Consider the following 26666-nt stretch of genomic DNA (forward strand, 5'->3'; position numbering starts at 1 on the left):
GCTCGCGGGCGTCAGTCTCAACCATCACGCAGACGGGTGTCGCGGGTCAGGACATAACTCATGCCGCCGACCTGGCGCACGAGTCCCTTCAGTTCCATCAGCGTCAGCGTGCTGGCAACCGTCGCCATCGGCAGGCCGGTGGCGTGGGCCACGTCATTGATGTGGCGCGGCTCGCTCGACAGGTGCTTGACCAGCAGGGCCTCGGTTTCATCCGCCGGAAAGAGCGTGCGCGCCTCGGCCTGCTGCGCCACCTGCTTGAGGTTCAACTCCTGCAGGATGTCCTCCACGCCCAGGACGGGCCGTGCGCCGTCACGAATCAGGCGATTGGTGCCCTCGCTGTTGCGCTGTAGGATGGAGCCGGGCACCGCAAACACCTCACGCCCCTGCTCGGTGGCAAACTGCGCCGTAATCAGGGCGCCACTGACCGTGCCCGCCTCGACTACCACCACGCCCAGCGACAGCCCGCTGATGATGCGATTGCGCGGCGGAAAATTGTTCGCCTCCGGCAAGGTGCCCAGCGGATAATCAGAGATCAGCGCCCCTGCCTCGCAGATCTCCTGCGCCAGGCGCCGGTGTTCATACGGATAAATCACATCCACGCCGCAGCCCAGCACCGCCAACGTGCGGCCGCCGCCATCCAGCGCGGCGCGATGAGCCTGGGCATCCACGCCCCGCGCCAGGCCGCTGACCACCGTGATCCGATTGCGCACCAGGTCGGTGGCTAACTGCCGCGCCACTTCACGGCCGTAGGCGGTGGGGTTGCGCGTGCCCACCACGGCCACGCTCCAGGCGTCGTCCACAGTGATGGTGCCTTTGACAAAGAGCAGCGGCGGCGGGTCATAAACCGTGCGCAGGCTGGCCGGGTAGGCATCGTCGTCCCAGGTCAGGGCATGCGCGCCGCTCTGCTCCAGGCGGCTCAGCAACTGATCGAGATCGAGTCGCTGGCGGGCGTCCACCAGGTTGGTCAACGAACGGCGGTCCAGCCCGGCCTCGCGCAGGTCGTTAAGCGAACCGTGCCAGGCGCGCTCGATATCCCCGAAGAAATCGAGCAGCGCACGTAAGCGCGCCGGCCCAATCCCGGACACGCTGTTGAAGCCGAGCCAGAAACGTAAATCGCTCATGTCAGCCTCTCTTTCTGGTACGACCGCGCCGCCGCCGGATTCAGCCGATGCCCGCCGGCACGCTGACGACCATGCGACCTTCATCCAGGATGATCTCATGGATGACATCCTCCACGGCCGGCAGCAGCATTTCACCGGCGGCGGTGCGGATGACGTAGACATCGTTGGCGCCGGTGAAGAGCACGTCCTGGACGTGGCCGATCAGGTCGCCCGCGCGTGTCACCACGGCCAGGCCCACGATCTGGTGGACGAAGAATTCACCCTGGCCCAACTTCATCGCTTCGGCCGCCGGCAGTTTTACCCACAGTCCGCGCAGGTTTTCCGCGTCGCGGCGCGTCTCCACGCCGATCAGGCTGAGCAGCGCGTAGCGAGGCGTCAAGCGCACCGCGGCGACACCGACGGGCAGGTTGGTATCGCCCACAAACACGCGCGGCACGCTGAGAAAGCGCCGCGGCCACGCGGTCTCGAAACTGACCACAACTTGCCCGCCCAAGCCGTGGGCACGGGTAATCCGCCCGATGACGATGTACTCAGGCGCTGACGCGCTAGGTTGAAGCGATGCAGTGGATGTTGACGACATGGGTCAATTCTGATTGGTGTGAGAGCAGGCGTGTAAAAAACAAAGGACGAATCAAACGGGTTCGTCCTTTGTTCTCAGCGGCCATGCAGAAGCGGCGTGTTGTGCGGGCCGCTGGTGAGCCGTCATGCAGACGATGTGACCGGAGCCGAGGACTCATCCTGTCACTCCCAGAACAAGTTCGGGACTCCGACGCTAATGCACTTCCAGCGAAGCCCGTTTGCCGCGGCGCACGGCCGACACCCGTAGCAAGATGCGCATCGCGTTGACCACGCGCCCGCTCTTGCCGATGATGCGGCCCATATCGGACGGAGCCACGTGCAGTTCCAGGCCGATCTCCTGGGGCGTCACATGTTCGCGCACCCGCACCTGCTCTGGTTCATCCACCAGTCCTTGCGCGATGTACTCGATCAGTTCTTTCATGCCTGAATCTCCTGGATCAGCGCTGGTCACGCTTCCCACGGCGCCTTGCTCAGCACGCCCTGGCGAAACAGGACACGGGCCACGGCTTCTGATGGCTGGGCGCCGACGCCGATCCAGTAGCCCGCGCGCTCGTTATCGAGCACAACGGTCTCCGGCTCGGTGCGGGGATTGAAATAGCCCAGGGACTCGATAAAGCGACCATCGCGCGGTGAGCGACTGTCGGCGACGACGATACGATAGGTTGGCTGTTTTTTGGCGCCCATGCGGCGCATACGAATACGGACCATAGGTACTCTCGAACTCCTTTTCTATCCTGAGCAGCGTGCTGCTTAACGTAACATGCCCAAAAGCCCCTGCAATCCACCGCGCCCGCGTCGTTGGCCCGACATCTGTTTCATCAGGCGCTGCATCTGCCGGAATTGCGAGAGGAGATCGTTCAACTGGGCCACGGAGGTGCCTGACCCGCGCGCAATGCGTCGCTTGCGACTCCCGTTGATGAGATCAGGATCACGGCGCTCGGGCACGGTCATCGAACAGATCATGGCCTCGATGGTCTTCATCTGCCCATCGGTCACTTCCGGGGAAATATCCTTACTCACACGCGACATGCCCGGAATCATGTCGAGCAACTGGCTGAGCGGTCCCAGCTTTTTGACTTCGCGCAACTGATTGAGGAAGTCTTCCAGATCGAAATCGCCCTTGAGCAGGCGCTTGCCCATCGCCTCGGCCTTCGTCTTGTCAAGGGAAGACTCGGCCTTTTCGATGAGGGTCAGCATATCGCCCATGCCCAGGATACGCGAAGCCAGGCGATCTGGGTGATACGGTTCCAGGGCATCCGTCTTTTCGCCAATGCCCAGGAACTTGATGGGCACGCCGGTCACTTCACGGATGGAAAGGGCGGCGCCGCCGCGCGCATCGCCGTCCACCTTGGTCAGGATCAGGCCGGTGATCGCCACGCGCTGATGGAAACCTTCTGCCACGCGCACCGCTTCCTGCCCGGTCATCGCGTCCACCACGAGCAGGATGTCGTTCGGCTTGGTGCGCGCCTTCACCTCTTCCAACTCGACCATCATGGCGTCGTCAATCTGCAGGCGGCCGGCCGTATCCAGGATCACCACGTTGTACGCGCCCTCTTTGGCCCGTTGCAGCGCGTTGGCGCAAATCTGCGGCGGTGACACCCGGTCGCCCTCGCTATACACCGGGATGTCCAACTGCCTGCCCAGCACTTCCAACTGCGTGATCGCGGCCGGTCGGTAGGTGTCCGCGGCCACCAGCAGCGGTCGTTGACCGGCCTTGCGCAGACGCAGGGCCAGTTTGGCCGCCGTGGTCGTTTTGCCGGAGCCTTGCAGGCCCACCATCATGATCACCGTCGGCGGGTTGGAGGCCATCGTCAGCTTGCCGGGTGTACCCAGCATGGTGATGAGTTCCTCGTGAACGATCTTGACCACCTGCTGCGCGGGGGTCAGGCTCTGCATCACCTCGGCGCCCACGGCCCGCTCGCGGATGCGCGCGACGAACGCCTTGACCACCTTGAAGTTGACGTCGGCTTCCAACAGGGCCATGCGCACTTCGCGCAGCGCCTTGTCTACGTCCGCTTCGGTCAGGCGGCCCTGGCTCGATAGTTTATCGAAGATGGCCTGTAGTTTTTCGGTCAGTGTTTCGAACACAGATCAACTCACCATGCGTTCAGTGTCGTACAACAGACTTCCGAAGCCCTGCGGACTTCGGAAGTCACAATGCCTACGATCGTGCCATTCTGCGGAATGGTTTACAGATGGGGCGATTCTACAGGAGGTTGTGATTTTCGTCAAGTTCTTGTATAATATGCTGCAAGCGGGAATAGACTTCACTTTTTCCGCCTAAGGAAACAGGCGCAATTCGTGCCCGCTTGCAGTATAAAAGCAGGTCTGTGCATCCAAAATCAACCTTGTGGATACGCCATTATGATCCGAAAGTCACCATCTTCCCGCCCCGGATTCCTACGTGTCACGTTCGAGCTGCCCTCGACGGTATGGGCTGAGCGCGTGGCCCTGGTGGGTGAGTTCAACGACTGGGACAAACAGCATGATTTCCTGACCCAGGACCACACCGACGCCATCTGGCGGGTTACCCTGGAACTGGAAGCCGGCCGCCAGTACCAGTTTCGCTACCTGGTGAACGGCACCGATTGGCACAACGACTGGAGCGCAGACGCCTACCAGCCAAACGTACAGGGCAGCGACAACTCCATCATCATCACCTGATTCACTGCCGCTAATCCCAACGGCGCTCGTCCACGATCTTGGGTGCATTGGCGGCCAGCTCGGCGACGAACTCGAAGGCGTCAACGCTGACGCGGCACACCTGCTTGAACGCGGCGCTCAGCGGCTCTGTCAGCGCGGCGCTGTCGGCCTGTGGATCGGACAGGACCAGGCGCAGGGTCAACTCGTCGCGCACGCCGGGTCGGCGCACCACCACCTGATGGGCCGCGATCGGAAACCGGCCCAGGGCAAAGGTCACCTGGTTTGGATGCAGGAACATGCCGCGCACCTTGACAGCATCGCCCACGCGGCCAACCAGGGTGATGGCCCGCTCGCTCTGCCGGCTGACGCCGGGCGCCGGATCCAGGTTCATCGCCAGGTCGCCGGTGCCAAAGCGAATGAGCGGATAGGTGGGGTTGAAGTTGGTCACCACCACTTCGCCCGCCTCGCCAGGGCCGACCGCGGCCCCGCTATCGCGATCTACGATCTGGATGATGGGGCCGTCCAACAGACGCATGGACATGGCGCCGGTCTGATCATAGGCCAGAAAACCAAGTTCGGCCGTGCTGTAGGCGTTAGTGACAGTCAGGCCATAGTCGTTGACCAGACTGGCGCGCACGCGGCCAGCCAACGGTTCGGCTGTAAGCAGCGCCTGGCGCAGCGCCAGCGCGGTGCGCGGAATCTGCATCTCCTCCGCCTTCTGCAGCAGCGTCATCAGCCAGCTTGCCGAGCCGACGTAGCCGTTGACGCCCAGATCGAGCATCATCTTCACCTGCAGATCGGCGTTACCGACCCCCACCGGGACAACAATGGCGCCGACGTGCTGCAGCATCAGGTCAATCAGCATGCCGGCTGGCACCAGGTGATAGCTGAGCGCATTCAGGACGATGCTGCCGCGGCCCAGACCGGTCAACTGCATGAGCGGCGCAGCCGTATCGAACAGGACCGTTTCATCGGCGTGTGGCTCATAGAGCGGGCCGGGGGACAGGAACAAGCGCTTGACCTCTGCCAGCGGCACGGCCAGGAAACCGCCAAAGGGAGGTTCCTCGGCCTGCAGTTCAACCATCCGGTCTTTGGTCAGGACCGGAATTTTAGCGAGATCCGCCACGCCCCGCACAGCAGACGGGGTAAGGCCGGCGGCTTCGAACCAGCGGCGTACACCAGGCGCATGATCGTACGCCTCGGCCACGAACGCGGCCACACGAGCATCGAGATCACTGATCATGATTGCAACCTTTGACCTCCAAAACCTGATTATCCAAGCCAGCGTTTCCGTCGCTTGTAGTGCTTGACGTCGCGGTAACTCTTGCGCGTTCCCACCTGCGTCAATCCCAGGTAGAACTCCTTGATGTCCTCGTTTTGAGCCAGCTGGCTGGCCGCGCCCTCCAGCACGATATGCCCGTTTTCCATGACGTAGGCCTGATCGGCGACGCTCAGGGCGATGCGGGCATTCTGCTCTACGAGCACGATGGACATACTGCCATCCTTGCTCAACTGCTTGATGACGTCGAAAATCTCGGCGACGATCAAGGGGGCCAGGCCGAGCGAAGGCTCATCCAACATCATGATCTTGGGATGGGCCATGAGCGCCCGTCCGATGACCAGCATCTGCTGTTCACCGCCCGACAGGTAGCCGCTGGTGCGCTGGCGCATCTCCTTGAGCTGGGGAAAATAGTGATAGACCCGTTCCAGGTCGCGTGCCGGTGAGGCGTCCGCGTGGGAGCGCCCCACCGCGCCGATGAGCAGGTTCTCCTCCACGGTGAGATGCCGAAAGAGGCGCCGCCCTTCCAACACCTGGATAATTCCCAGTTGCACGATGTCTTCCGGCGGCAAGTGCTCGATGCGCTGGCCGTCGAACTCGATGCTGCCGCGGGTGACTTTGCCCAACTGCGTGCGCAGCAGGCCGGAGATCGCGCGCAGCGTCGTGGTCTTGCCGGCGCCATTGGCCCCCAGCAGGCAGACGATTTTGCCTGGTGGAACCTCGACAGAAACCCCGCGCAACACCAGGACAACGTCGTGGTAGATTACTTCGATGTTGTTGAGTTTGAGCATTTTCGATGACCATGGTTGCCTCATCCCGCCCCCGCGTCCCAAGAGCGTCAGGAGCGAGATGAGGCCATGTCTGTCTACCTACTGGGTCGGGCGCAGGTCGGGCGTCTGCGTCCAGTCCTGCAGGACGACGAACTTGTCCGGTCCGCCCTGAATCTGGCGAATCTGGGATTGGTGCGGTGAACGGCTGTTGTTCGAGTAGTCCACGCGGAACACGCCGCTCAGCGGTTCGTGCGGGCCAAGCGCAATCAGCGCGTCATGCACGGCCTCGCCCGTGAGGTTGTCGTAGCCCACCGTGTCAACGGCCAGCCTGATGGCGTCCGCGGCCAGGTCCACGCCGGCAATCAACAGGAGATAGCCCACGTTGTGCTCGCCCTTGGTGCGCTTGTTGGCCGCAAAAAGTGCCTCCGCTTGTTGGATGCCCGCATTGCTGGCGTCGGTCCACCACAGGTAGGGGAAGGGAGTGATCAACCCAACGCCATAGGCCGGCTGCGCCAGGAAGGCGTAGAGCGCCAGGTCCATGCCCCAGTTATCGGCGGCCACGACGAACTGATCGCGCAGCCCCAGGCTGTTGAGATCGTTCAGAAGGGCAGCCGGGCCAAAGGCCAGCGTATTGGTCCAGATGACGTTGGCGCCGGCGGCCTGCGCATTGAGGATGGCGGTTGTGGTGTCGGCCGTGGGGGATACGTCGTACTTCTCCTCGGCCACCAGTTCGACGCCCAGTTCCTTGAGATAGGCGCGGCTCTCGGTGGTCAAACCACCCTGGCCGAACGCGCTCGGCCAACTAACATAGGCCAACTTGATGGTATCGCCGGCGCCTGTGGGTTTGTGCTTGGCCCAGTTATCCTTCAGATACTTCATGACCAGGCCGAGTTGATCGGGGTAGATCGGGCCGAGGCCAAAGGTGTAGCCTGAGTTGACGTAGAACGCCTTGGAGGAAAGGCCAGCGGCGATGTTCGGAATTTTGTCCTGTACGAAGCGCGGAGCCAGCGCTTCTGCTTCGCCTGAGCCGTAGGTGATCATCAGGAGGACATTCTTGTCCTCGCCTGTGAAACGCTCATACGCGGCAACCGCCTCATCAACGCTGCCGGCCGTGTCGGCGAACTTGATGGCGAGCTGCGCGCCATAGATGCCGCCGGCGGCATTGACCGCGGCGATGGCATCCTCGGCGCCATGCACCAGGGGTCCGGTGATGGACGCGTAGGGGCCGGAGAGGTCGCCAAAATGGTACAGGGTAATCGTCTTACCCTTGAGGTCGGGCGGCCCAACCGTCGGTGTGGGCGGCGGCGGCGTGGGCGTGGGCGGAACAGGCGTCGCTGTGGGCGGCGCCGTTGTGGCGGTAGGTGGGACGGGCGTGGCGGTGGGGGGGACCGGCGTGGCCTGCGGCGCGCAGGCGGCCAGCAAAACCGCAATCACAATCAGGGTCAACAGATGTCTACGCATGGTATCTCTTCTCCTTCAGGTCGTATGAGGCACGCGAACGTGCTGTGGGCTTGCCAATGCCAGGCTCATGCCTGTGACGCGACGGAGGGTGGGCAAGAGGGGAACGGCGTTGCTTGACAAGTTTCGACTGACGTCAAAAGACGGCGACAATCTCGCCATGTGGTGGCAAATCAGACGATAAAATCACCTCCTTCATCGGATGCTAGTGCGAAAACGGTCTCAGCCGCCAGGCCGCTTTCAACATCTGCCAGCGGTGCGATAGGCCGCGCGGCTCGAAGATCAAGAAGAACATCAGCGCGCTGCCAAAGAAGAGCGGGCGCATGGCCTGCACCGCGCCGATCGGGCTGCCGGGGAACAGGCCAACATAGATCGGCCCTAACAGCGTCGCGGCTTCGATCAACAGCTCGACCAAAATCGCGCCCAGAATGGGTCCCAGGCTGGTGCCGAGACCGCCGACCACCAACATCCCCATCAGGAAGATGGAATCGGTGAGGTTGAAGGTTTCAGAGTTGATGTGCCGCAGTTGATGAGCCGAGAGCGCGCCGGCAATGCCCGCGTAGACCGCGGCCAGGAAGAAAGCCTGGAGCTTGTAGGTGAAGAGGTTGACCCCCAGCAGTTCCGCGGCCAGGTCATGATCGCGGATGGAGACGAAGGCGCGCCCCAGGCGCGAACGGGCGACGTTGTGGGCCACCACGGTGGTGATGATCAGAACCGTGAGGGTCAGGGCCAGATAGCGACTGGCCTCGTTGAACTGATAGCCGAACAGCTCCGGCACGCTCACATTGATGCCCTGCGCGCCGTTGAGCAGCGCAGGAAAGGCGTTGCGCGTAAACCAGGGAATGATGAACTGCGCGGCCAGGGTGGCCATGACCAGGTAGAAGCCCTTGACCCGCAGCGAGGGCAGGCCGAAGAGCAAGCCAACCAGGCCGGCGCCGACCGCCGCGGCGGGTAGAGCCAGGAAGAAGGACCAGCCCAGGTTGTTGACCAGCAGCGCGGAGATGTACCCGCCCGTGGTCATGAACGCGGCCTGGCCCAGGGAGATCTGGCCGGTGTAGCCGGTGAGCAGGTTCAACCCCTGGACCGCGATGATGGTGATGCCGATCCGGTTGACCAGGCTGACCACGCTGGGGCTGGCGTAGAGGGGAAGCGTGTAGAGGGCCAGGATGAACAACCCAAGCAGACCCCATTGCCAGGGCCGGCGTAGGGTGGCCATGTCATACGCGTAGCTTTCGTCGAACTCGCCGGCTGGACGCAAGACCGCCATTCGTTAAATCCTCTCGATTCGTTTCTGACCCAAGAGGCCTTCAGGGCGCAGCAGGAGGACCACCATGAGGACGACATAGGGCATGATCTCGGCTGCGTTGCGGATCAACTGCACCTGCGAGACGGCAACCAGGCCCTGCGCCAGACCGATGAGCAGGCCGCCAATGATGACGCCCGGGATGGATTCCAGGCCGCCTAACAGCACGGCCGGAAACGCGGCCAGAACAACGATGGACAGGCTCAAGTCCAGGCCGCTGGAGGTGGCGAGCAGAATGCCCCCCGTCGTTGCGACCACACCGGCCAATGCCCACGAGATGCCGAAGATGCGATGGATGCGCAGGCCGATGCTCTGCGCCAGTTCGTGATCTTCTGATGTGCCGCGCATGGCCAGGCCGGTACGTGTAAAGCGGAAGAATGCGCCAATGACAATCACACCGAGGATGGCAATCACGAACGACCAGACCAGGTTCTGTTTCAGGATGACGGCGATCGGCTTGTCGTTGAACACGAACGGGGTGATGATCTTATAGGGGTTGGCCGCGGAAAAGATCTGCGGAAAATTGCGCTGAACGCCGCCAAACAGGAGCAGGGCCAGGCCTTGTAGAACCTGGCTGAGTCCCAAGGTCATCAGGATGATGGAGAGCAGCGGTTGACCGGTCATGGGGCGCAGGGCCAGGCGCTCGATGGCAAAGCCGAAAAATGCCGACAGGATCAAGGCCAGGACGATGGCAAGCCACAGCGGCAGGCCGAGTTCGACCGCCAACCACCAGGTGACCAACGTGCCCATGAGCAGCAGTTGGCCCTGGGCAAAGTTGAAGATGTACGAGGACTTGAAGATCAAGACCAGTCCCAGCCCCATCAAGGCGATCGGGCCGCCGGCCAGCAGGCCGGTAACGGCGAATTGCGGTAGCAGTTGCCAGTTCATGGCGCTCCTCTCCTCACGGCGTCTCGATGCGCAGCGTCGTGGCGATGACGCTCTCACGGCCATCGCGATAGGTGACGGTGGCGCTGACGTTGGCCGCGGGCAGGCCAGCGTAGATAGCTGCAATGATGTCGGCGTAACGTTCCGCAAGAAAGGCGCGGCGCAGTTTGCGTGTGCGGGTCATTTCACCCTCATCGGCGTCGAACTCCTTGTGCAGCAGAACGAACTTATGCACCCGCGCAGGCGTGGGCAGGGTGTGGTTGACCTCAGCCACGTCCTGGCGGATCAGTTCGTACACCTCCGGCTTCTGCGCCAGGTCGGTGTAGGTGGTGAAAGCCAGGCCGCGCTTCTCAGCCCAGCGGCCGACGTTGTCGAAATCAATGGTGATGAGGGCCGCGACGAAACGTTGCTGCGGCCCGCCAAGCGTCAAGGCATGGCTGATGTAGGGACTGAACTTGAGCCGGCCTTCGATATATTGCGGGGAATACCGATCGCCGCTGCTCAGTTCGATCATATCCTTCATACGATCCAGGTAGATGAGGTGGCCATCTTCGTCAATATGTCCGGCATCGCCGGTGTGAAACCAGCGCACGCCCCGGTCGTCCACCTCGATGACGGCGGCCGTGGCCTGTGGGTCCTTGTGGTAGCCCAAGAAGAGGCCGGGGCCGGCCAGGAGGATTTCGCCCGCGGTTGAAATGCGCATGGCCGAGCCGGTCAGCGGGGCGCCGAGCGACTCGAACTTGATATCGCCATGGCGATGCGTCACCGCGCCGCCCGTAATCTCGGTGGAGCCGTAGATCTGCTGTATGGATAAGCCCAGGGCCTGGAAGAAGCGCATGACATCGGGGCTGAGGGCCGCGCCGGCGGTGTACGCGGCGCGCGCCTTGTGCAAGCCAAACTGGCTGCGCAAGGGGTGAAAGACGATCAGATTGCCTAGCTGGTAGAGCAGGCGCCAGAGTAATGGCGCCGGCTGTTTGCGAAACTGGAAATCGGCCACCTTGTAGCCGACCGGCAAGAACAGCCGGTAGAGCAGGCGATTGATCGTGCTGCTGTCCAGCATGCGGGCGCGGATCGTGGCGACCAGGTTTTCCCACAGGCGCGAGTTGTAGAGCAAGGAGTCCGGCGAGATTTCACGGATATTCTGCTGCACGGTGGCCGGCCCTTCGGCGAAGTTGAGGATCACCCCGTCCACGGTGTGGGGAGCGATGTCGAGCGCGGCGCCGCCAATCCAGGCCATCGGAATGAAGGAGACGTAGTTGTCACTGTCGCGACGGGGGTCAATCTCGCCAAACGCGGCCACCGCGTAGGTGAAGTTGCCATGACTGAGCATGGCGCCCTTGGGCAGGCCGGTGGTGCCAGAGGTGTAGCAGAACATGGCCGCATCGTCCTTCTTGCCCCGCGCAACCAGGGCGTCGAAGCGCGCCGGCTCCTGGGCCGCGGCCTGCTGCCCCAGTTCCCGGACCGCCTGGAAAGGCATCAGCCAGGGATCGTGGTAGGACCAGAGGCCACGGTCATCCCAATAGATGACGCGTTTGACCAAAGGCAGGTTGGGTTTGATCTCCAAGAGCTTGTCGCACTGTTCCTGGTCTCCGGCCAGGACGAAGGTAGCATCCGCATGGGTGACGATGTACTCGACTTCGCGTGGGGTGACATCGGTGAAGATACCGACGACGGCCGCGCCGGCGGCCATGATGGCCAGCGCGCCCCAGAGGTACTCGCAGTCGTTGTCGCCGATGATGGCGACGCGATCACCAGCCTGCAGGCCCAACTCGAGCAGTCCCTGGCTGAACGCGCTCACCTGCGCATACTCCTGCTCCCAGGAATACGCCTGCCAGATTCCCAGGTTTTTTTGGCGCACAGCGATTTTGGCGCTGCCGCGGTAGCGGCGCACATTCTCCAACCAGAACTGACTCAACGTTTCCGGCGGCATGGAGTAGTCTTACCTCTGTTCTGATTCGTGACGGACAAGCAACGCAACCGCACCGACTGCGGTCGGGCGCAGATGTCCCCGCGTTACGCGCTCTGCTCCTGACCGAGATAGGCCCGAATGACATCCGGATTGTTCTTGATCTCATCCGGCGCGCCTTCGGCGATCTTTTGACCGAAATCGAGTACGACCACACGATCGGCGATGTCCATGACCAGGCCCATGTCATGTTCGATCAGGACGATGGTCAGTCCGCGGCGCTCGTGGATGTCAAGGATGAAGCGCGCCATGTCTTCTTTCTCCTCCTGGTTCATGCCGGTCATCGGCTCGTCCAGGAGCAGCAGGCTCGGTTCCAGGGCCAGGGCGCGGCCCAGTTCAACCCGTTTGCGCAAGCCATGGGGCAGCGCGCCCACCACCGTCTTGCGATGATGTTCTATTTCAAGGAAGTCAATGATCTCTTCGACCACGCGGCGGTGGGCGATGTCTTCGCGATGGGCCAGGCCCCAGTAGAGCAGACACTGAAGCAGGCCGGCGTGCATATGAATATGGCGTGCGGCCATCAGGTTGTCCAGGGTGCTGAGGCCGGTGTAGAGCGCAAGGTTCTGAAAGGTGCGGGCAATCCCGAGTTGCGGAATACGAAAAGAGGGCAGACGTGTCAGGTCGTGACCCTGGTAGAGGATGCGTCCCTGCTGCGGTTTGTAGAAGCCGTTGATGCAGTTGAGCAGGCTGGTCTTACCAGCGCCATTGGGGCCGATGATGGCCAGGATTTCGCCCTGGTGTACCGTGGTGGAGACGCGCGCCAGCGTTTGCGAACGGCCAAAGCTCAGCGAGATGCTGTCCACGACAAGTTGAACCTCGGGCACGACCATCGGTTCTCCTGCAGTAATACGGTGACTACATCTTGGAACAGGGAGGGGGAGAAGAAAAACAAACGATGCGGATTCTGGTGAATCAAATGGCGCTTATCAGGTGATGAGGGTCTATTGTATTCAGTTTGGGTGTCTTGTCAAAACACGTTGCACAAGAGGGTGCGGGGCGCGTGCGAACAGCCAGGCGCCCCATCGAGATAGCGCACAAATTGCGATGTGAATCCCCTGAGGACAAGGAGCAGCCTACCGGAGACCGGCTGTGCCGTTGGTGTGGGCACAGGCGTGTCGGTCGGCGGTACCGGCGTGTCGGTCGGCGGTACCGGCGTGTCGGTCGGCGGTACCGGCGTGTCGGTCGGCGGTACCGGCGTGTCGGTCGGCGGTACCGGCGTGTCGGTCGGCGGTACCGGCGTGGGGGTGGCGTCCGCCTCGGTCGGCGTCGGGGTGATGTCTGCCTCGGTCGGCGTCGGGGTGATGTCTGCCTCGGTCGGCGTCGGGGTGATGTCCGCCTCGGTCGGCGTCGGGGTGATGTCCGCCTCGGTCGGCGTCGGGGTGACGTCGAGCGTGGGTGTTGCCGTGCCATCGGCCGGCGTGGCCGTTTCGGTGACCGTCACGGTCATGTCAGGCGGTGTGGTCGTCATGGTCGGCGTCAGGTCGCCGGGCGTGGGCGTGGGCGTGGGCGTGGCGGTCCAGACCAGGGTGGGCGTGGGCGTAGCCAGGGGCGTGCGCGTGGGGGTGGCGGTGCGCCGGGGCGTATTCGTCGGTCGCGGCGTGTTGGTCGGCGGTCGCCGAGTGGGGCGTGGCTTGAGGGTGGGCTTGGGCATCGGCGTCTTGCCGGGCGCCAGGGTCGGTGTAGGCCCCAGGGTCGGCGTCGCCTGCGGCGGCAGGCTGTACAGGGGCTTCCACTCGGGGAATCACAAGTGAGGTAGCGTGGGCCAAGCCAAAACCAGGATCGGTGACACCCTCGATGATGACCATGACGTTGCGTTCCAGGCGATCGTCCCACAACTCTGGCGGCACCCTGATTTTCAGTCCGGGGTCCAAGAAGATGATGTGCTGATTAGGATGGACGCCTGAAACCATCCCGGTCAGGCGAAATCGGACCGAAGGCCTGAGATAGAGTGCTTGCTGTAGTTCGCGTGTGCGCTCCTCGTCGAAGGTACGATTGATCTTCTCGGCATCCTGTGGATACGCGGCAAGGCTGGCTGCCAGGCCAACAGACTTACTCGCAAACTTGATAGGATACAGAGCGTCCCCGGGCAGGGCGGCTTCGGCCACGGACAGGGTGGCTGTGCCGAATGTGATGATGGCCAACAAAACGAGCATCGTGGCCCAGGCCGGGCTGAGCGGTCGCGTGGACATGAACGGCTCCAGGAGTCGTTCCCACCAGGTGCGCGCCGGGGCCGGGCGCTGACGCGGTAAGGCCGCAGAGCGGGCCGGTCGTGCCGGCGGCGTCGCCGGTACGCGCGGCGGTGGGGGCGTCATCCGGGCAGCCGCGGCCAGAAACTGGTGGCGAATCTCTCCCTGCAGCCGAGCCGGCGGCGGAGGCGGTGCGGCCAGCGTCTGCAGCGTGGGCACGAAGGCCAGTGCTGCGGCTAGTTCAGCCGCCTGCTCAGGGTAGCGGCTCAGCTCCGGGTAGCTGGCCAGGCATTCGGCGATGCTGGCGCCCTGCTCGATACGGACGCAGCACACCTCGAAGATGGAATCGAAAAATAACTCGCTCATGACTCGCCTTCCATCATACGGCGCAGGGCAATGACGGCACGATACTGTAAGGCTTTGACGGCGCCCTCGCTCTTTCCAATGATTTGTGCAACCTCGGCAATACTACGTTCTTCTAAAAACCGCAGCGAAACAACCTGTGCCTGTTCCTCGGTCAGTCGGGTGATGGCCGCGCGCAAATGATCTCCGGCCAGGCGCTGCTCGGCACTGTCCACAGGGTCGTGCCGTTCACTCGGCATATCAGGGGCATCATCCAGGCCAACCTGGCTGCTGCGGCCGCGGCGCCGGAAATGATCCACCACCAAGTTGTGGGCAATACGGTAGAGCCAGCCCGAGAACGACGTAGTCCAGGCATGATCGTTACGTATGGCTTCCAACATACGTAAGAACACCTGCCCGGTCAAGTCCTCAGCCAGGGTGGCATCTCCAACCCGGTGATAGACATAGCTGTGGATGCGTGCGGCGTACAGGTCATAAACCTGACTCAGGGCTTGCGGGTCACAAGTCCGCGCACGCTCCAGTAACCTCGCCTCGTGCAGCGAGGTTACCGTGGGCACCCGCTTTTCGTCTGTGTTCAATGATGAAAGACGTCCATGAAACTGAAAAGACTACGCACCCAAAGGCCCAGTTTGGCACGCCGGGCCAGATTTGATTGGCTGGCAGTTACAGACGACGAGAGAGCAGGTGTCAGCCGCCCTGCTCTCCGCCGGTGATACGCCAGACGGTGTAGATGCGCTGCACGGCGGTGAAATTGGTCAGCAGCGCCAGGATCCACAGCACGGGCGACATCCAGCCGATAATCAACCCAAAAGCCAGGACGATGACACGCTCCACCCGTGTGAACAGACCAGACTTGATCTGAATTCCCAGACCCTCCGCCCGTGCCCGTGTGTAGCTAACCAGCAGCGAACCGATCAGCGTGGCAAAGATGAGGATCGTCTCGATACGGTTGCCCTGCCCGTTGTAATAGATGAGCAGGCCAAAGAAGGTGACCGCTTCGGAGTAGCGGTCCAGCGTGGAATCGAGGAAGGCGCCAAAACGGCTGGTGCGGTTGGTTACGCGCGCCAGGGTGCCATCAATGGCGTCGAAAATGGCGGCAACGACCATGAGAATGCCGCCCACCTGTAGATAACCGGCGGCCAACACGCCTGCCACGCAGACCGTGAGGAGAAAACCGATCACGGTCAAGACATTGGGAGAGATGTTGGTGACGCGAATAGTCCGCGCAATCGGTTCCAGGATGCCGCTGGCTTGCCGGCGCAAAAATTGTGTCAACATGACTTACGGTTTCTTTCCTTCTGACTTTTCTTCTGACGGATGATTGATTTCATCATAATAAGCGAGCAACCGTGGGACAACATGATCCCACGTATAGCGCCGTGCGGTCAGCCGCCCCTGCTCACCCAAGCAGCGACGGCGCTCGGGATCGCGCAACAGCGCGGTTAGGGCTGTCGCCAGCCTGGCATCATCTCCGGCCGGCACCAGGAGTCCGTCGCGGTCGGGCGTCACCAGGGTGCGGTAGCCGGCAATATCCGAAGCCACCACCGGCACGCCGGCCGCCATGGCCTCCAAAATCACCAGGCCGAAGCTCTCGAAGCCGCGGGCCGGCGCACAGACAATATCTGCCTGCCGATAGCAGGCCGCCAGGCTGGCCTCGCTCTGCGGCCCCACGAAGCGGATGCGCCGCAGTGCCAGCTCTGCCGCCTGCCGCCGATAGGTTGCCTCATCCTGCCGCGTATAGGCGCCGGCGATCGTCAAGCGGGCGTCCGCGTGCTGGCGTTCAACCTGGCGCCAGGCCCGCAACAAGACATCCAGCCCCTTGCGCGGCTCCAGGCGTCCCACGAACAGGACATGAGCGCCCAACCTATCGCGCTCTGGCGCGACGGTGCGCAGGAGCTGCGCATCAATGCCGTTGGGAATCAGGCGAAAAGACGCATTCACGAACTGATTCCAAAATGCCGCGGTGGCCGTTGAAACTGCGACATGACCGTCGAGCAGGCGCATGGCCGCGCGCCACAGGGGGCGCGCACAGCGGTAAAGGCGGTTGGGACCTTCACGATAGGCGTGAAAGGTACCCACCACGCGCATGCCGGGGTAACGGTGGGCGGCAGCCAGCGCGGCCCACGAAACACCAGGCGCCAGCGGCTCATGCACATGCATGATGTCGAAAGCGTCGGCCGCCAGCAGGGACCGAATGCGCCCGGCGCTACGCGGGTCCACGCTGATGTGCGACACGGCGCCCGCATAAGGCCAGCTCAGTACATGCGACGAAACACTCTGCAGCGTACCATCGAGACCGATCGCGGCGAGACTCGCCGGCGGCGCCGAACAGGGAGCCAGTACCCGTACAAAATGCCCTCGTCGCTCCAATGCCTGCGCCAGGCCGATTACGTGCTTGGTGACGCCGCCCGGTATGGCGATGTCGTATGGTGAGACGAGCATGATGCGTCGGCGGCGCTCGTTTCCCATAACGGCGTTGTCAGCACCCATTGGTCGGGCTGCCATGTAATCAAACGCTCCAGTTGAGCGGCCAGGGCGGTCAGGCCATTGGTCAGTGTTTCTTCTGCAGCCAGCGTCGAGACAAACGCCAGTGGCTCGTGAATGGTCAACTGCACGCTCCCGTTGCGCCGACGCTGGGCGTGCAGCGGGACGATCGGAACGCCGAGGCGCACGCTCAGACGCAGCGCTCCCACAGGCAGGCGGGCCGCCGCGCCGCAAACCATGACGGTGCGACCGCTGCCAGTTGTATCACGATCCATCATCAGACCGACCAGGCCACCCTGGCGCAGCCGCCGTACCACGGGCGTCAAGAGCGCATCGCTGGGGGCAAAACGATGGCCGTGCGTGCCCCGTAAGCGGCACATCCAGTCGAACAGGGCGGGCGGTTGCAGGCGTTCGGCCGCAATGAGCGCCGGCCAGCCACGCGCCGCCAGGGCCTGCAGCGCCAATTCACCTCCGGCAAAATGACCGCCGAGCAGAATGGCGCCCTGTTCCTGCCGGCGCAGGCGCTGCAATACCGCCTCGCCTTCGATCTGCACTCGTTCGTGCAAGGCGCCTGCGTCGAGACGCGGCGCCTGCAGCAGGTCACGGTAGTTGAGCCACAGGTGGCGAAAGGCACGCTGGGCCAGGCGTTCCACGGCCGGATCAGCGCAGGAGCGCTGCACGGCATGCCCCACATTGTGCAGCAGACCCTGTCGGGCCGCCGCCGCCGCGGCCACTGCCAAACGGCCAGTTGTTCCAACGCCGCTGCGCTGAGGGCCGGCGCCGCGCGGGCCGCAAGCCAGGCTCCGGCGCTCAGCGCGGCAAACTGTCCCCAGTCCCGCGCCTCGTCAATCACACGCCGCACTACTTGATTTGGCTTCACACAGAGCAATCTTACCCTGAAACGAACTCACTGTCAAACAGAAGAACGCGCGGGAGGTTTTGCGAATTCGTCGGTTCGTATAGGATTTGCGATGGGCGCAAACCTGTGTTACATTTATATTGCATCATGCAACACGCGATGCGAGACAGAATTTAGAGCCAATCTGGCGAGTGACAGGAAAAGTGACTCGATGACCTCGGCATGGATGCGCATCCGTTCGGCGTTGATTCAACTTGCCACACGACGCTTGACCCTCTGGTTCTCCTTGCGCTACCAGCGGTCGCACACCTCGATACCCAAGGATCCAACCATGGACGAACGCCTGCAACACGCCGCCGATCTGCTGCGCCGCTCGACTCGCACCATTGTCCTGACCGGCGCGGGCATCAGCACCCCGTCCGGCATTCCCGATTTCCGCAGCCCCACGTCGGGCTTGTGGGCCACCTTCGATCCGCTCGAAGTGGCCTCGGTCTGGAACTTCCACGCCGCGCCCGAGCGCTTCTACGCCTGGATGCGACCGTTGGCAGCCCAGATTTTGGGAGCCAGGCCCAACCCCGCACACACGGCGCTCGCCCGCCTGGAGGCCGGCAACCTGGTGCATGGCATCATCACGCAGAACATTGACAGCCTGCACCAGGCCGCGGGATCGAAGCGGGTACACGAGGTGCATGGACATCTGCGCAGCGCCAGTTGCCTCGATTGTCATTTCCAGCGCGCAGCCGGCGACCTGTGGGACGCGTTCCTACAGCGCGGCGAGCTGCCGCGCTGTGACAACTGCGGCGCGGTGCTCAAACCAGACGCCATCCTCTTTGGCGAACCGCTTTCCTACAACACCCTGCGCCTGGCGCAAGAGGATGCCCTGCACTGTGATGTGTTTATCGTGGTTGGCTCATCCCTTGAGGTCGAACCCGCGGCTGATCTACCCTTCCTGGCCCAACGCCGCGGCGCCCAGGTCATCGTCTTCAACTACCAGCCCACGCCGATTGATGCCCGTGCAGCCCTCGTCCTCTCGGCCGACGCCGCCGTCATCCTGCCGCGCCTGGCCGACATCCTCCTCGGCCCGGCCACGTAGGTCACGCCTCCGGCGTGACAACGCCGTTTACAACAAATCACGCTTCCGGCCCACAAGGCGCCCCGGCGGACAACGCCGTTACAACAAATCACGCTTCTCGGCAACAACAGCGCAAGTAGGTCACGCCTCCGGCGTGACAACGCCGTTTACAACAAATCACGCTTCCCGGCAACAACAGCGCAAGTAGGTCACGCCTCCGGCGTGACAACGCCGTTTACAACAAATCACGCTTCTCGGCAACAACAGCGCAAGTAGGTCACGCCTCCGGCGTGACAACGCCGTTTACAACAAATCACGCTTCCCGGCAACAACAGCGCAAGCCGGCGGCTTGCACCACAGATCGTAATCGAATTACAAAAGAAAAGCCACCCGGTCTTGTCCGAATGGCTTTTTTTTATGTAAAGCGTACCCTTGCGGTCGCCCACGCGGGCAGGCGCAAGGCCATGCCCCTACTTACGGTATCACAGGCAAACGCACCTGGTGCAGCCCGCCTGGTTCGGCCATCAAGACGATCGTCTCGATGCCCACGAAGCGGTTGGCTGTATTGCGTCCGCCGTCCACCACGATGGTGAGATGGTTGACGCCCACCGGCGTGCTCGCCGCGTCGAACAGCACCTGCATCGTCGAAGGCACCTGCCCGTGGTCGGGATTGATAATCAACCAGTCGTACGACTCGATCTCCGCCACGCCGGCCTTGCCCGCGTAGTGCCAGCCCTTGCCCGTCCAGGTGAACGCCTCAGGCTCGGCCTGCATCTTGTCCTGCCACTGCGCCCACATCCCCGCAGGAATCGCGCCCGCCACCCAGTGGATGCCGGTGCCGCCCCCACGCTGCGTAATGTACAGCAGCTTGGATTCCACCGGCTGGCTGCGGTCCTGAATCCACATCAGAAAATCTTCTGAAACGTCCATCACCGGGCCAACGACGGTTAGCATGACCGCAATGTCCTGCGGCGCGTTCGTCACCCCGCCGCCCGATGCCGTCACATGAATCGTGGCGGTGTACGTGCCCGGGGTCAGGCCCGTGGAATTGACGCTGACGCTGACATTGGCCGGCGTTGTGCCGCTGCCAGGCGTCAGGGATAGCCAGGCCACGCTCTCGACGATGCTGGCGGTCCAGTTCACCACGCCTGGCGTACCGGTATTGCCGATCGTCAGCGTCTGAGCGGCAGGCGATGGCCCGCCCGCGGTGGCGTCGAAGCTCAAGCTGCCCGGCGAAACGGTCAGGGCCGGCGGCTGCACCGTGAAACTGATCGTCACATCCTTCGGCGTCCCCGTGATGGGCGTGCCGTTCTTGGTGGCCGTCACCCGAATCGTGGCGCTGTAGCTGCCGGAAGCCAGGGTCCCCGGATTGACGGTGACATTCATCGTCTGGCCGTCCGGCCCCGCGCTGCCGGAGCTTGGATTCAACGTTACCCATGAGGGGCTGTTGAGCACCGCGGCGGACCAGTTGAACGTGCCGGTGTCCGCCGCGTTCTTGATCGTCACTGCCTGGCTGGCCGGCGCCGAGCCGCGGTAGTTGCCCGTGAAGCTCAAACTGGCGGGCGTCACATCCAACACCTGCGCCCGGACCGTCATCGTCACCGTCACGTCTTTCGGGCTGCCGTTGATCGGGTTGCCGTTGCGCGTCGCAGTTACGCGAATCGTGCCTTGATAGGTGGCGGGGGACAGGCTGCCCGGATTAGCCGTCACGCTGACGCTCTGCCCGCTGGCGCCGGTGCTGCCGGAGCTGGGGCTGACGCTGAGCCAGGCGGAGCCGGCGGTGACGCTGGCCGCCCAATTGATCGTCTCAGAATTGCCGTCGTTCTTGACCGTGAAGGTCTGGCTGGCCGGCGAGCCGCCGCCAAAATCGGCCGTGAAGCTCAGGCTGGTCGGCGTCACACTCAGATTGGGATTGACCTGCACACCCTGCCCGTCTATGTTGCCGATGGCAAAGGAGCTTTTCCAACTGCCGGCATACTCCAGATAGTCGTTGTTGATCTCCGGCTGCGGATAGTAGCGCACGGAGGCATCACGAATGATCGCCACCTCGGCGCGGCCATCGCCGTCCAGGTCGCCGGCATCCACATCGTTCCAGCCCGGTCCCAGACCGGCCGGCTCGAAATCACGTATGGAGGCGCCGCTAAGGTTGCGAATCGCCAACTGCACAACGTTATTGTCATTGACACTGCGCAGCAGCAGCACCTCATCGTCTCCGTCGCCGTTCAGGTCACCTGCCGCCAGGTTGGTGAAGTTGGGATAGAGCTTCTCACCCCACAGCTCCTCCCACTGGTTGGTGGTCTTCCAACGCCAGACCCAGAACGAATTGAGCTGAAAGAGCACGCCGGTGCGGCTCAGGGCCATTTCCAGTTTGGAAGTCGAATCGTCATAGATTTCACCGATGGCGATGTCGGTCCATACGAAGCCAGAGGTGCTGTCCAGCAGGGTGCTGAAGTTGTTGCCACTCCAGGCCTTGAGCAGCTTATCCACGTCGCGCAGCATGACGAAGTCGTCTTTCCCGTCGCCGTCTATGTCGCCCGTGACCAGGGTGCGAAACTGGCCGCCGAAGGTTTCGGTATAGACCTGGGTCCAGGTCGTGCCGGCGGCATCTCCGCGCCAGATGAACAGCTTCTCACCGGTGCCCTCGCTGTGCGTGGCAAGGATTTCATCACGCCCGTCGTTGTTCAAGTCACCGCTGGCAATCAGGCGCCAGACCCGCCCGCCCGTTACCGTTTGTTCGAACACCACGGCCGTCGCGCCGATGGGCCGGAACGGATCGAACGCCTTGAGCGTGCCCCCCTGGAACGCGATGATTTCCATGTCGTTGTCACCGTTGAGGTTGCCCACGGCTACCTTTTCCCAGCCCAGGTCGGGCGACTGCCAATCGGCGGGCTGAAATCCGCTCTGAACAACCGGATCCTTGACGATGATGCGGCCACGATTGCTCGAGGCGTTGTCAATGACGACAATCTCTTCATCGGCCACAACGGCGCCCGCGCCGCGCGCGGTGATCGGCGCCAGGCTGCCCAGGGGCAGCAAGATGACGATGGCTATTAGACGCCATACAGTGAATAGATTCTTGTGCATTAGCTTGTTTCTCCTGTGAATATGGATCGAAAGGTATCTGCCTTCGGATTGCGACCAGTTCAGGGCATTATAACATAAGCAGGCGAGCGATTGAAATCGCGCCTGAGTAGTTACGTCGTTTTTACGTTTCGCCTGAGTTGCCTTATAATCTCCCCCATGTCTTTCGATTTCACCCTTCTCGCTCAAGATGGCGCCACCGCAGCCCGCACCGGCATCTTCCAGACGCCGCACGGCCCCATTGCCACCCCCTGCTTTGCGCCAGTTGGCACCCAGGCCACGGTCAAAACCCTCACCCCGGCCGATCTGCACGAGCTGGGCGCCACGCTGATCCTGGCCAACACCTACCATCTCTACCTGCGCCCCGGCAGCGAATTGATCGCGCGCCTGGGCGGCCTGCACCGCTTCATGGCCTGGGACGGCCCCATCCTCACCGATTCGGGCGGCTACCAGGTCTTCAGCCTGGCCCACCGGCGCAAGCTCGATGCCGACGGCGTCACCTTTCGTTCGCACCTGGATGGCAGCCTGCACCGCTTCACCCCCGAAAAGGTGATGCAGATCGAAGCCGACCTGGGCGCGGACATCATCATGGCGCTGGACGAGTGCCCTGACCCGCTCGACCGCCATTATAATGAAATTGCCCTGCAGCGCACGCACGCCTGGGCCGCCCGCTGCCGTGAGTCGCAGCGCCGCGCGGATCAGGCCCTGTTCGGCATCGTGCAGGGCGGTATCTTTCCCGATCTGCGCGTGCAGAGCGCCCATTTCCTGCGCAGCCTTGATTTCCCCGGCTATGGCATCGGCGGGCTGGCCGTCGGTGAAACCAAAGAGCAGATGTACGCCACGCTCGACATCACCGTGCCGGAATTGCCCGCCGACCGCCCGCGCTACCTGATGGGCGTCGGCGCTCCGGAAGACCTCGTCGAGGCGGTGGCGCGGGGCGTTGACCTGTTCGACTGCGTGCTGCCCACGCGTGTGGCGCGCAACGGCGGGCTGATGACCCGCCGCGGCCGCCTGAATCTGCGCAACGCCCAGTATGCAGCCGACACGCGGCCGGTGGAAGAAGGCTGCGCCTGCGCCTGCTGCCGCACCTTCAGCCGCGCCTATCTGCGTCACCTGTTCAAGGCCGGCGAAATCCTGGCCCTGCGCCTCGCCACCGTGCATAACCTACACTTCCTCCTGACCCTCATGGCCGACATGCGCGCCGCCATCAGCGCCGGCCGCTTCGATGAACTGCGCCGCGGCTTCCTGGCCGACTATCAGCGGCCCGATCAGGAGACGCGTCACCGCCAGCACGCCGCGCACCGCCAGCGCCTGGCAACCGGAGCAGGCGCATGAACCGCCTGCCGATTGTGCTCATGCTGGCCCTGCTGCTCAGCGCGTGCAGCGGCACCCCGCTCGAAACCCCCGCGCCGCAGCACTTCACCATTGCCGGCTCCACCAGTGCGCAGCCGCTGCTGGCGTCGCTGACCGCCGCCTACCATCAGCAGCATCCGCACATCTCCTTCGATCTGCAGCCGGTGGGCAGCGCGCTGGGCCAGGCCATGCTGGCGAACGGACAGGCCGACCTGGCCGTCTCCTCCTGGCTGACCAGCACCGAGTTGCCGGGTTTGCAGGTCATGCCCATCGCCAGCGACGCTGTCGCCGTCATCGTCCATGCACGCAACCCGATCACCAACGTCACCCTGCTGCAGTTGCGCGACATCTACCGGGGGCGCCTGCTCGACTGGCAAGAAATCGGCGGCCGCAGCGCGGAGATCATCGTCGTCAGCCGCGAAGACGGCTCCGGCACACGAGCCTTCTTCGAGGAGCACGTCATGGGGGATCAGCGCGTCACCCTGACCGCGCTCGTCATGCCCAGCGAAGAGGCCGTGCGCGCCTACGTCGCCTCGCACACCAACGCCATCGGCTACGCCTCCCTCATCGGCGAGACCGGCGCCAGCGCCGACGTAAAGACGTTGGCGCTAGAGGGTGTGGTTCCCGAACTTGCCACGCTGCAGGCCGCAGGTTATCATCTCACGCGCACGATCTACCTGCTGGCGCATGCACCAGTCAAGCCGTCAGTGCAGCCCTTTTGGGAGTTTGCGCAGCGGATGAAGGCAGAATAGAGGTTGGAGACCGGAGACCGGAGACCGGAGACCGGAGACCGGAAAAACTCCCTTCTTCCACGAAACCCGATCTCCGATCTCTGATCTCTGATCTCTGATAGCAACAAGAAAGGACGGGACCCAATGACTGTAGCCGAGGCCACTGACGAAGTTCGCACTCAATTTCAACGGCTGGCGCAAAGCGCGGCGCGGTTGCGCGCCTGGCAGGCCACCTATGTGGACGCGCTGGCCGCGCAGCAAAAGGCCGCCTTGCTCGAACTGGCGGCGACCTACGCCGGTCAGCGTGAGTCCGCGCAGGCCGAATCTCGCCAACAGGTGACGGCGGCAGGCGCCGGGTTAGCCGGCGAGGTGGCGCAGATTCATACGCGTTGGCAGGCGGACCACGCAGCCGTGGCCTGGCTGGCCGGTTCCTGGCCCGCTGCGGCCGCCGAAGGTTACACTCCGCCCGCGCTGACGGCGCCCACACCCAGCAGTGTGCGCATCGGCCGCCTGCGCCTGGAGGGCGATCCCGGCGCGTGGGACATGCCCGCGTTGGCGCCCTTGCTCGGCCAATCGCATGTGCTCATCGAAGCCCGCGGCGACGCCGGCCGTGCAGCCGCCGGCCAGGCATTGCTGCAATCGGTGCTGCTGCGCCTGGTGTTGACCTGCCCGCCGCGCCGCGTGCAGTTGACGCTGTGCGAGCCGGGCGGCGCCGGCAGCCTGCTGGCCGGTTTCCTGCATCTGCCGCCAGAGCAGCGTGGGCCTCGCGTCTTCGTGCGGCCGGACGAGCTGAGCGCGCAGTTGGCGCAGATCAGTGAGCACATCACGCACGTGGCCCAGGAGCGGCTGCGCAACGTCTACGCCACGGTGGAGGAGTACAACGCGGCCAACCCGGCCACGGCTGTACCCTATCGTGTGCTGGTGATTGCCGGCCTGCCCGCCGGCTGCGACGAACGCACCTGGGCCGCCCTCCTGCAAGTCGCGCGCACCGGGCCGGCCGCCGGCGTCTACCTGCTGGCAACCCTGGACAGCCTGACGCCGCCCGCGCGCAACATCAACCTCGCCGACCTGACCGCGCAATGCACCCCGCTGCGCTTCACCGCCCCTGACTGTCTGGTCTGGCAAGACGCCGAACTGGGCGAATTTGCTGTGACGCCCGACGCGCCGCCGCCCGCCGCACAGATGAACGCCTGGCTGACCACGGCCGGCGCAGGGTTAGCGCAGACAACGACGGCGCTGGACTTTGCACAGATCATGCCGCCGCCAGAACGGCGCTGGACCAGCAGCAGCCGCGACGGGCTGGAAATCCCCATTGGCCTGGACAGCACGGGCGCAGTATACCGTCTGCAGTTGGGCCGCGGCGTCATCCATCATGGCTTGCTCGGCGGCGCGCCTGGCTCAGGCAAATCGAACCTGCTGCACGTGCTGATCATGCAACTGGCCCTGACCTATTCGCCGGACGAGGTCGAGCTGTATCTGTTGGACTTCCGTGAAGGCGTTGAATTTCAGGACTATGTGTCGTTACCGCACGCGCGCGTGGTGGCGCTGGAAAGCGAGCGTGAGTTCGCACTGGGTATCCTGGATCGCTTGCAAGCCGAAATGACGGCGCGCAGCGACCGCTTCCGGCCGGTTGGTGTGCAGTTTCTTGCCGACTACGTCGGCGTGACGGGACGCCCTTTGCCGCGCATCCTCCTCATCATTGACGAGTTCCAGGTGCTCTTCAGTGAGGAGGACGCGCTGGCGCGCAGGGCCAGCGAACGCCTGGACAGTCTCACCCGCCTCGGCCGCGGCTTTGGCATCCATGTTCTGCTCAGCTCACAGACGCCGACCATCTCCGGTATCCACAGTCGCACGCTGTACGAGCAGATGGGGCTGCGCATGGCGCTGCGCTGCACGCCGATGGTCTCGCAGGCCGTGTTGGGCGACGGGAACGTAGCGGCCAGCCAGTTGAGCCAGGTCGGTCGGGCCATCGTCAACGACGGACTGGGCGCCTCGCACCAAAACCGCGAGGTGCAGGTCGCGCTGCTGCCCGCGGCCGAACGCCGCGCCGCGCTGGCCGCGGTGCGCACGCTGGCGCACGCGCGCAGCGATCCGGCAACCGTCACCTTTACCGCGCGCGCGCCGGCGAGATTGGAAGCCAACCCCGAGCTGCAAACGGCCCTGGCGCAAGGAGGGTCAGCCGTGCTCGACGACGGGGTGCAGATCTGGTTGGGCGAGCCAATCGCGCTCAAGGCGCCCACCGCGGCGCGCCTGGAACGCTGCGAAGCCTCCAATCTGCTCATCATCGGCGGCGATGAAGATCAGGCGTTCGGCTTGCTCGCCGCGGCCGTGTTGAGCGTGGCCGCGCAGTGCGATCCCGCGCAGGCTCAGTTCCTGGTTGGCGACTTCACGCGGCCCACATCGCGCTACTTCGGCCTGTTCGGCCGCCTCAACCTGCCTCACCGCATCGAGGTGCTGAACGCACGCCAGTTACGCGGCCCTGACCCGGTTGCTCCACCGGCCGGCGCCAGCAGCAGTCCTGACCCGGCTGCTC

24 protein-coding genes are annotated in these 26666 nt (G+C 63.6%); 5 read left to right on the forward strand and 19 right to left on the reverse strand.

Annotated features, from left to right (window positions below; all coding sequences use genetic code 11):
* Positions 1-17: 17 nt before the first annotated feature.
* The 5 genes from dprA to ffh form a co-directional block, all read right to left on the reverse strand.
* The gene (gene dprA, locus IPF85_RS22590) at positions 18-1121 is read right to left on the reverse strand and encodes a DNA-processing protein DprA (protein ID WP_343410312.1); all 1104 of its coding nucleotides are present in this window, start codon (positions 1119-1121) and stop codon (positions 18-20) included.
* A gap of 40 nt (positions 1122-1161) precedes the next feature.
* Positions 1162-1701, reverse strand: a complete 540-nt coding sequence (rimM, locus tag IPF85_RS22595; protein ID WP_343410313.1) for a ribosome maturation factor RimM — start codon at positions 1699-1701, stop codon at positions 1162-1164.
* A gap of 192 nt (positions 1702-1893) precedes the next feature.
* Positions 1894-2121 (reverse strand): KH domain-containing protein, encoded by a 228-nt coding sequence (locus IPF85_RS22600; RefSeq protein WP_343410314.1) that lies wholly within the window; start codon positions 2119-2121, stop codon positions 1894-1896.
* Positions 2122-2147: 26 nt separating this feature from the next.
* Positions 2148-2408 (reverse strand): 30S ribosomal protein S16, encoded by a 261-nt coding sequence (gene rpsP / locus IPF85_RS22605; protein WP_343410315.1) that lies wholly within the window; start codon positions 2406-2408, stop codon positions 2148-2150.
* Positions 2409-2450: 42 nt separating this feature from the next.
* Positions 2451-3788, reverse strand: coding sequence for a signal recognition particle protein (gene ffh, locus IPF85_RS22610; protein ID WP_343410316.1), 1338 nt, complete (start codon positions 3786-3788; stop codon positions 2451-2453).
* A 276-nt stretch (positions 3789-4064) separates the two neighbouring features.
* Between ffh and IPF85_RS22615 the strand changes: the two genes are divergently transcribed.
* On the forward strand, positions 4065-4364 hold the full coding sequence (locus IPF85_RS22615; RefSeq protein ID WP_343410317.1) for an isoamylase early set domain-containing protein: 300 nt from the start codon (positions 4065-4067) through the stop codon (positions 4362-4364).
* A gap of 10 nt (positions 4365-4374) precedes the next feature.
* On the opposite strand, the gene IPF85_RS22620 is transcribed toward IPF85_RS22615, so the two are convergent.
* The 13 genes from IPF85_RS22620 to IPF85_RS22680 all read right to left on the reverse strand — a co-directional run bounded on the left by IPF85_RS22620 (position 4375) and on the right by IPF85_RS22680 (position 17771).
* Positions 4375-5586, reverse strand: coding sequence for a phenylacetate--CoA ligase family protein (locus IPF85_RS22620; RefSeq protein ID WP_343410318.1), 1212 nt, complete (start codon positions 5584-5586; stop codon positions 4375-4377).
* 29 nt (positions 5587-5615) lie between these two features.
* A complete protein-coding gene (locus IPF85_RS22625) occupies positions 5616-6413 on the reverse strand; it encodes an ABC transporter ATP-binding protein (protein ID WP_343410319.1) in 798 nt (265 codons plus the stop codon).
* Between the two features lie 78 nt (positions 6414-6491).
* Positions 6492-7853, reverse strand: a complete 1362-nt coding sequence (locus tag IPF85_RS22630) for an ABC transporter substrate-binding protein (RefSeq protein ID WP_343410320.1) — start codon at positions 7851-7853, stop codon at positions 6492-6494.
* 202 nt (positions 7854-8055) lie between these two features.
* The gene (locus IPF85_RS22635) at positions 8056-9117 is read right to left on the reverse strand and encodes a branched-chain amino acid ABC transporter permease (protein ID WP_343410321.1); all 1062 of its coding nucleotides are present in this window, start codon (positions 9115-9117) and stop codon (positions 8056-8058) included.
* A gap of 3 nt (positions 9118-9120) precedes the next feature.
* Complete coding sequence (locus IPF85_RS22640; RefSeq protein WP_343410322.1) at positions 9121-10041, reverse strand: branched-chain amino acid ABC transporter permease; 921 nt, start codon at positions 10039-10041, stop codon at positions 9121-9123.
* 13 nt (positions 10042-10054) lie between these two features.
* Entirely contained in the window at positions 10055-11968 is a 1914-nt protein-coding gene (locus IPF85_RS22645) for an AMP-binding protein (protein ID WP_343410323.1), read from the reverse strand.
* An 83-nt stretch (positions 11969-12051) separates the two neighbouring features.
* A complete protein-coding gene (locus IPF85_RS22650) occupies positions 12052-12834 on the reverse strand; it encodes an ABC transporter ATP-binding protein (protein ID WP_343410324.1) in 783 nt (260 codons plus the stop codon).
* Positions 12835-12971: 137 nt separating this feature from the next.
* Entirely contained in the window at positions 12972-13472 is a 501-nt protein-coding gene (locus tag IPF85_RS22655; protein WP_343410325.1) for a hypothetical protein, read from the reverse strand.
* On the reverse strand, positions 13453-14556 hold the full coding sequence (locus IPF85_RS22660) for a hypothetical protein (RefSeq protein WP_343410326.1): 1104 nt from the start codon (positions 14554-14556) through the stop codon (positions 13453-13455). The genes IPF85_RS22655 and IPF85_RS22660 overlap by 20 nt, the downstream gene beginning before the upstream one ends.
* Positions 14553-15131, reverse strand: a complete 579-nt coding sequence (locus IPF85_RS22665; protein ID WP_343410327.1) for a sigma-70 family RNA polymerase sigma factor — start codon at positions 15129-15131, stop codon at positions 14553-14555. Before IPF85_RS22665 ends, IPF85_RS22660 begins: the two co-directional genes overlap by 4 nt.
* A gap of 109 nt (positions 15132-15240) precedes the next feature.
* Positions 15241-15831, reverse strand: coding sequence for a CDP-alcohol phosphatidyltransferase family protein (locus IPF85_RS22670; protein WP_343410328.1), 591 nt, complete (start codon positions 15829-15831; stop codon positions 15241-15243).
* Positions 15832-15834: 3 nt separating this feature from the next.
* A complete protein-coding gene (locus tag IPF85_RS22675) occupies positions 15835-16995 on the reverse strand; it encodes a glycosyltransferase family 4 protein (protein ID WP_343410329.1) in 1161 nt (386 codons plus the stop codon).
* Positions 16941-17771 (reverse strand): lysophospholipid acyltransferase family protein, encoded by an 831-nt coding sequence (locus IPF85_RS22680; protein ID WP_343410335.1) that lies wholly within the window; start codon positions 17769-17771, stop codon positions 16941-16943. Before IPF85_RS22680 ends, IPF85_RS22675 begins: the two co-directional genes overlap by 55 nt.
* 336 nt (positions 17772-18107) lie before the next feature.
* Between IPF85_RS22680 and IPF85_RS22685 the strand changes: the two genes are divergently transcribed.
* Entirely contained in the window at positions 18108-18989 is an 882-nt protein-coding gene (locus IPF85_RS22685) for an NAD-dependent deacylase (protein ID WP_343410330.1), read from the forward strand.
* Between the two features lie 453 nt (positions 18990-19442).
* Here the strand turns inward: IPF85_RS22685 and IPF85_RS22690 are convergent, their stop codons facing one another.
* Positions 19443-22052 carry an FG-GAP-like repeat-containing protein gene (locus tag IPF85_RS22690; RefSeq protein WP_343410331.1) on the reverse strand — a complete coding sequence of 870 codons (2610 nt, stop codon included), beginning with the start codon at positions 22050-22052 and terminating at the stop codon, positions 19443-19445.
* Between the two features lie 156 nt (positions 22053-22208).
* Here IPF85_RS22690 and tgt point away from each other — a divergent pair, with 156 nt between their 5' ends.
* The 3 genes from tgt to IPF85_RS22705 form a co-directional block, all read left to right on the forward strand.
* Positions 22209-23384, forward strand: a complete 1176-nt coding sequence (gene tgt / locus IPF85_RS22695; protein WP_343410332.1) for a tRNA guanosine(34) transglycosylase Tgt — start codon at positions 22209-22211, stop codon at positions 23382-23384.
* The gene (locus tag IPF85_RS22700) at positions 23381-24154 is read left to right on the forward strand and encodes a phosphate ABC transporter substrate-binding protein (RefSeq protein WP_343410333.1); all 774 of its coding nucleotides are present in this window, start codon (positions 23381-23383) and stop codon (positions 24152-24154) included. Before tgt ends, IPF85_RS22700 begins: the two co-directional genes overlap by 4 nt.
* Positions 24155-24277: 123 nt before the next feature.
* A partial coding sequence (locus IPF85_RS22705) for an FtsK/SpoIIIE domain-containing protein (RefSeq protein ID WP_343410334.1) occupies positions 24278-26666 on the forward strand: 2389 nt, incomplete at its 3' end.

The organism is Candidatus Amarolinea dominans (assembly GCF_016704685.1).
Taxonomy (GTDB): domain Bacteria; phylum Chloroflexota; class Anaerolineae; order SSC4; family Amarolineaceae; genus Amarolinea; species Amarolinea dominans.

What these genes read in the sequence shown, in the direction of transcription:
- dprA (WP_343410312.1), bottom strand. Translation starts at nt 1,121, where the DNA reads ATGAGCGATTTACGTTTCTGGCTCGGCTTCAACAGCGTGTCCGGGATT.
- rimM (WP_343410313.1), bottom strand. Translation starts at nt 1,701, where the DNA reads ATGTCGTCAACATCCACTGCATCGCTTCAACCTAGCGCGTCAGCGCCT.
- IPF85_RS22600 (WP_343410314.1), bottom strand. Translation starts at nt 2,121, where the DNA reads ATGAAAGAACTGATCGAGTACATCGCGCAAGGACTGGTGGATGAACCA.
- rpsP (WP_343410315.1), bottom strand. Translation starts at nt 2,408, where the DNA reads ATGGTCCGTATTCGTATGCGCCGCATGGGCGCCAAAAAACAGCCAACC.
- IPF85_RS22615 (WP_343410317.1), top strand. Translation starts at nt 4,065, where the DNA reads ATGATCCGAAAGTCACCATCTTCCCGCCCCGGATTCCTACGTGTCACG.
- IPF85_RS22620 (WP_343410318.1), bottom strand. Translation starts at nt 5,586, where the DNA reads ATGATCAGTGATCTCGATGCTCGTGTGGCCGCGTTCGTGGCCGAGGCG.
- IPF85_RS22625 (WP_343410319.1), bottom strand. Translation starts at nt 6,413, where the DNA reads ATGCTCAAACTCAACAACATCGAAGTAATCTACCACGACGTTGTCCTG.
- IPF85_RS22630 (WP_343410320.1), bottom strand. Translation starts at nt 7,853, where the DNA reads ATGCGTAGACATCTGTTGACCCTGATTGTGATTGCGGTTTTGCTGGCC.
- IPF85_RS22635 (WP_343410321.1), bottom strand. Translation starts at nt 9,117, where the DNA reads ATGGCGGTCTTGCGTCCAGCCGGCGAGTTCGACGAAAGCTACGCGTAT.
- IPF85_RS22640 (WP_343410322.1), bottom strand. Translation starts at nt 10,041, where the DNA reads ATGAACTGGCAACTGCTACCGCAATTCGCCGTTACCGGCCTGCTGGCC.
- IPF85_RS22645 (WP_343410323.1), bottom strand. Translation starts at nt 11,968, where the DNA reads ATGCCGCCGGAAACGTTGAGTCAGTTCTGGTTGGAGAATGTGCGCCGC.
- IPF85_RS22650 (WP_343410324.1), bottom strand. Translation starts at nt 12,834, where the DNA reads ATGGTCGTGCCCGAGGTTCAACTTGTCGTGGACAGCATCTCGCTGAGC.
- IPF85_RS22655 (WP_343410325.1), bottom strand. Translation starts at nt 13,472, where the DNA reads ATGACGACCACACCGCCTGACATGACCGTGACGGTCACCGAAACGGCC.
- IPF85_RS22660 (WP_343410326.1), bottom strand. Translation starts at nt 14,556, where the DNA reads ATGAGCGAGTTATTTTTCGATTCCATCTTCGAGGTGTGCTGCGTCCGT.
- IPF85_RS22670 (WP_343410328.1), bottom strand. Translation starts at nt 15,831, where the DNA reads ATGTTGACACAATTTTTGCGCCGGCAAGCCAGCGGCATCCTGGAACCG.
- IPF85_RS22675 (WP_343410329.1), bottom strand. Translation starts at nt 16,995, where the DNA reads ATGCTCGTCTCACCATACGACATCGCCATACCGGGCGGCGTCACCAAG.
- IPF85_RS22685 (WP_343410330.1), top strand. Translation starts at nt 18,108, where the DNA reads ATGACCTCGGCATGGATGCGCATCCGTTCGGCGTTGATTCAACTTGCC.
- IPF85_RS22690 (WP_343410331.1), bottom strand. Translation starts at nt 22,052, where the DNA reads ATGCACAAGAATCTATTCACTGTATGGCGTCTAATAGCCATCGTCATC.
- tgt (WP_343410332.1), top strand. Translation starts at nt 22,209, where the DNA reads ATGTCTTTCGATTTCACCCTTCTCGCTCAAGATGGCGCCACCGCAGCC.
- IPF85_RS22700 (WP_343410333.1), top strand. Translation starts at nt 23,381, where the DNA reads ATGAACCGCCTGCCGATTGTGCTCATGCTGGCCCTGCTGCTCAGCGCG.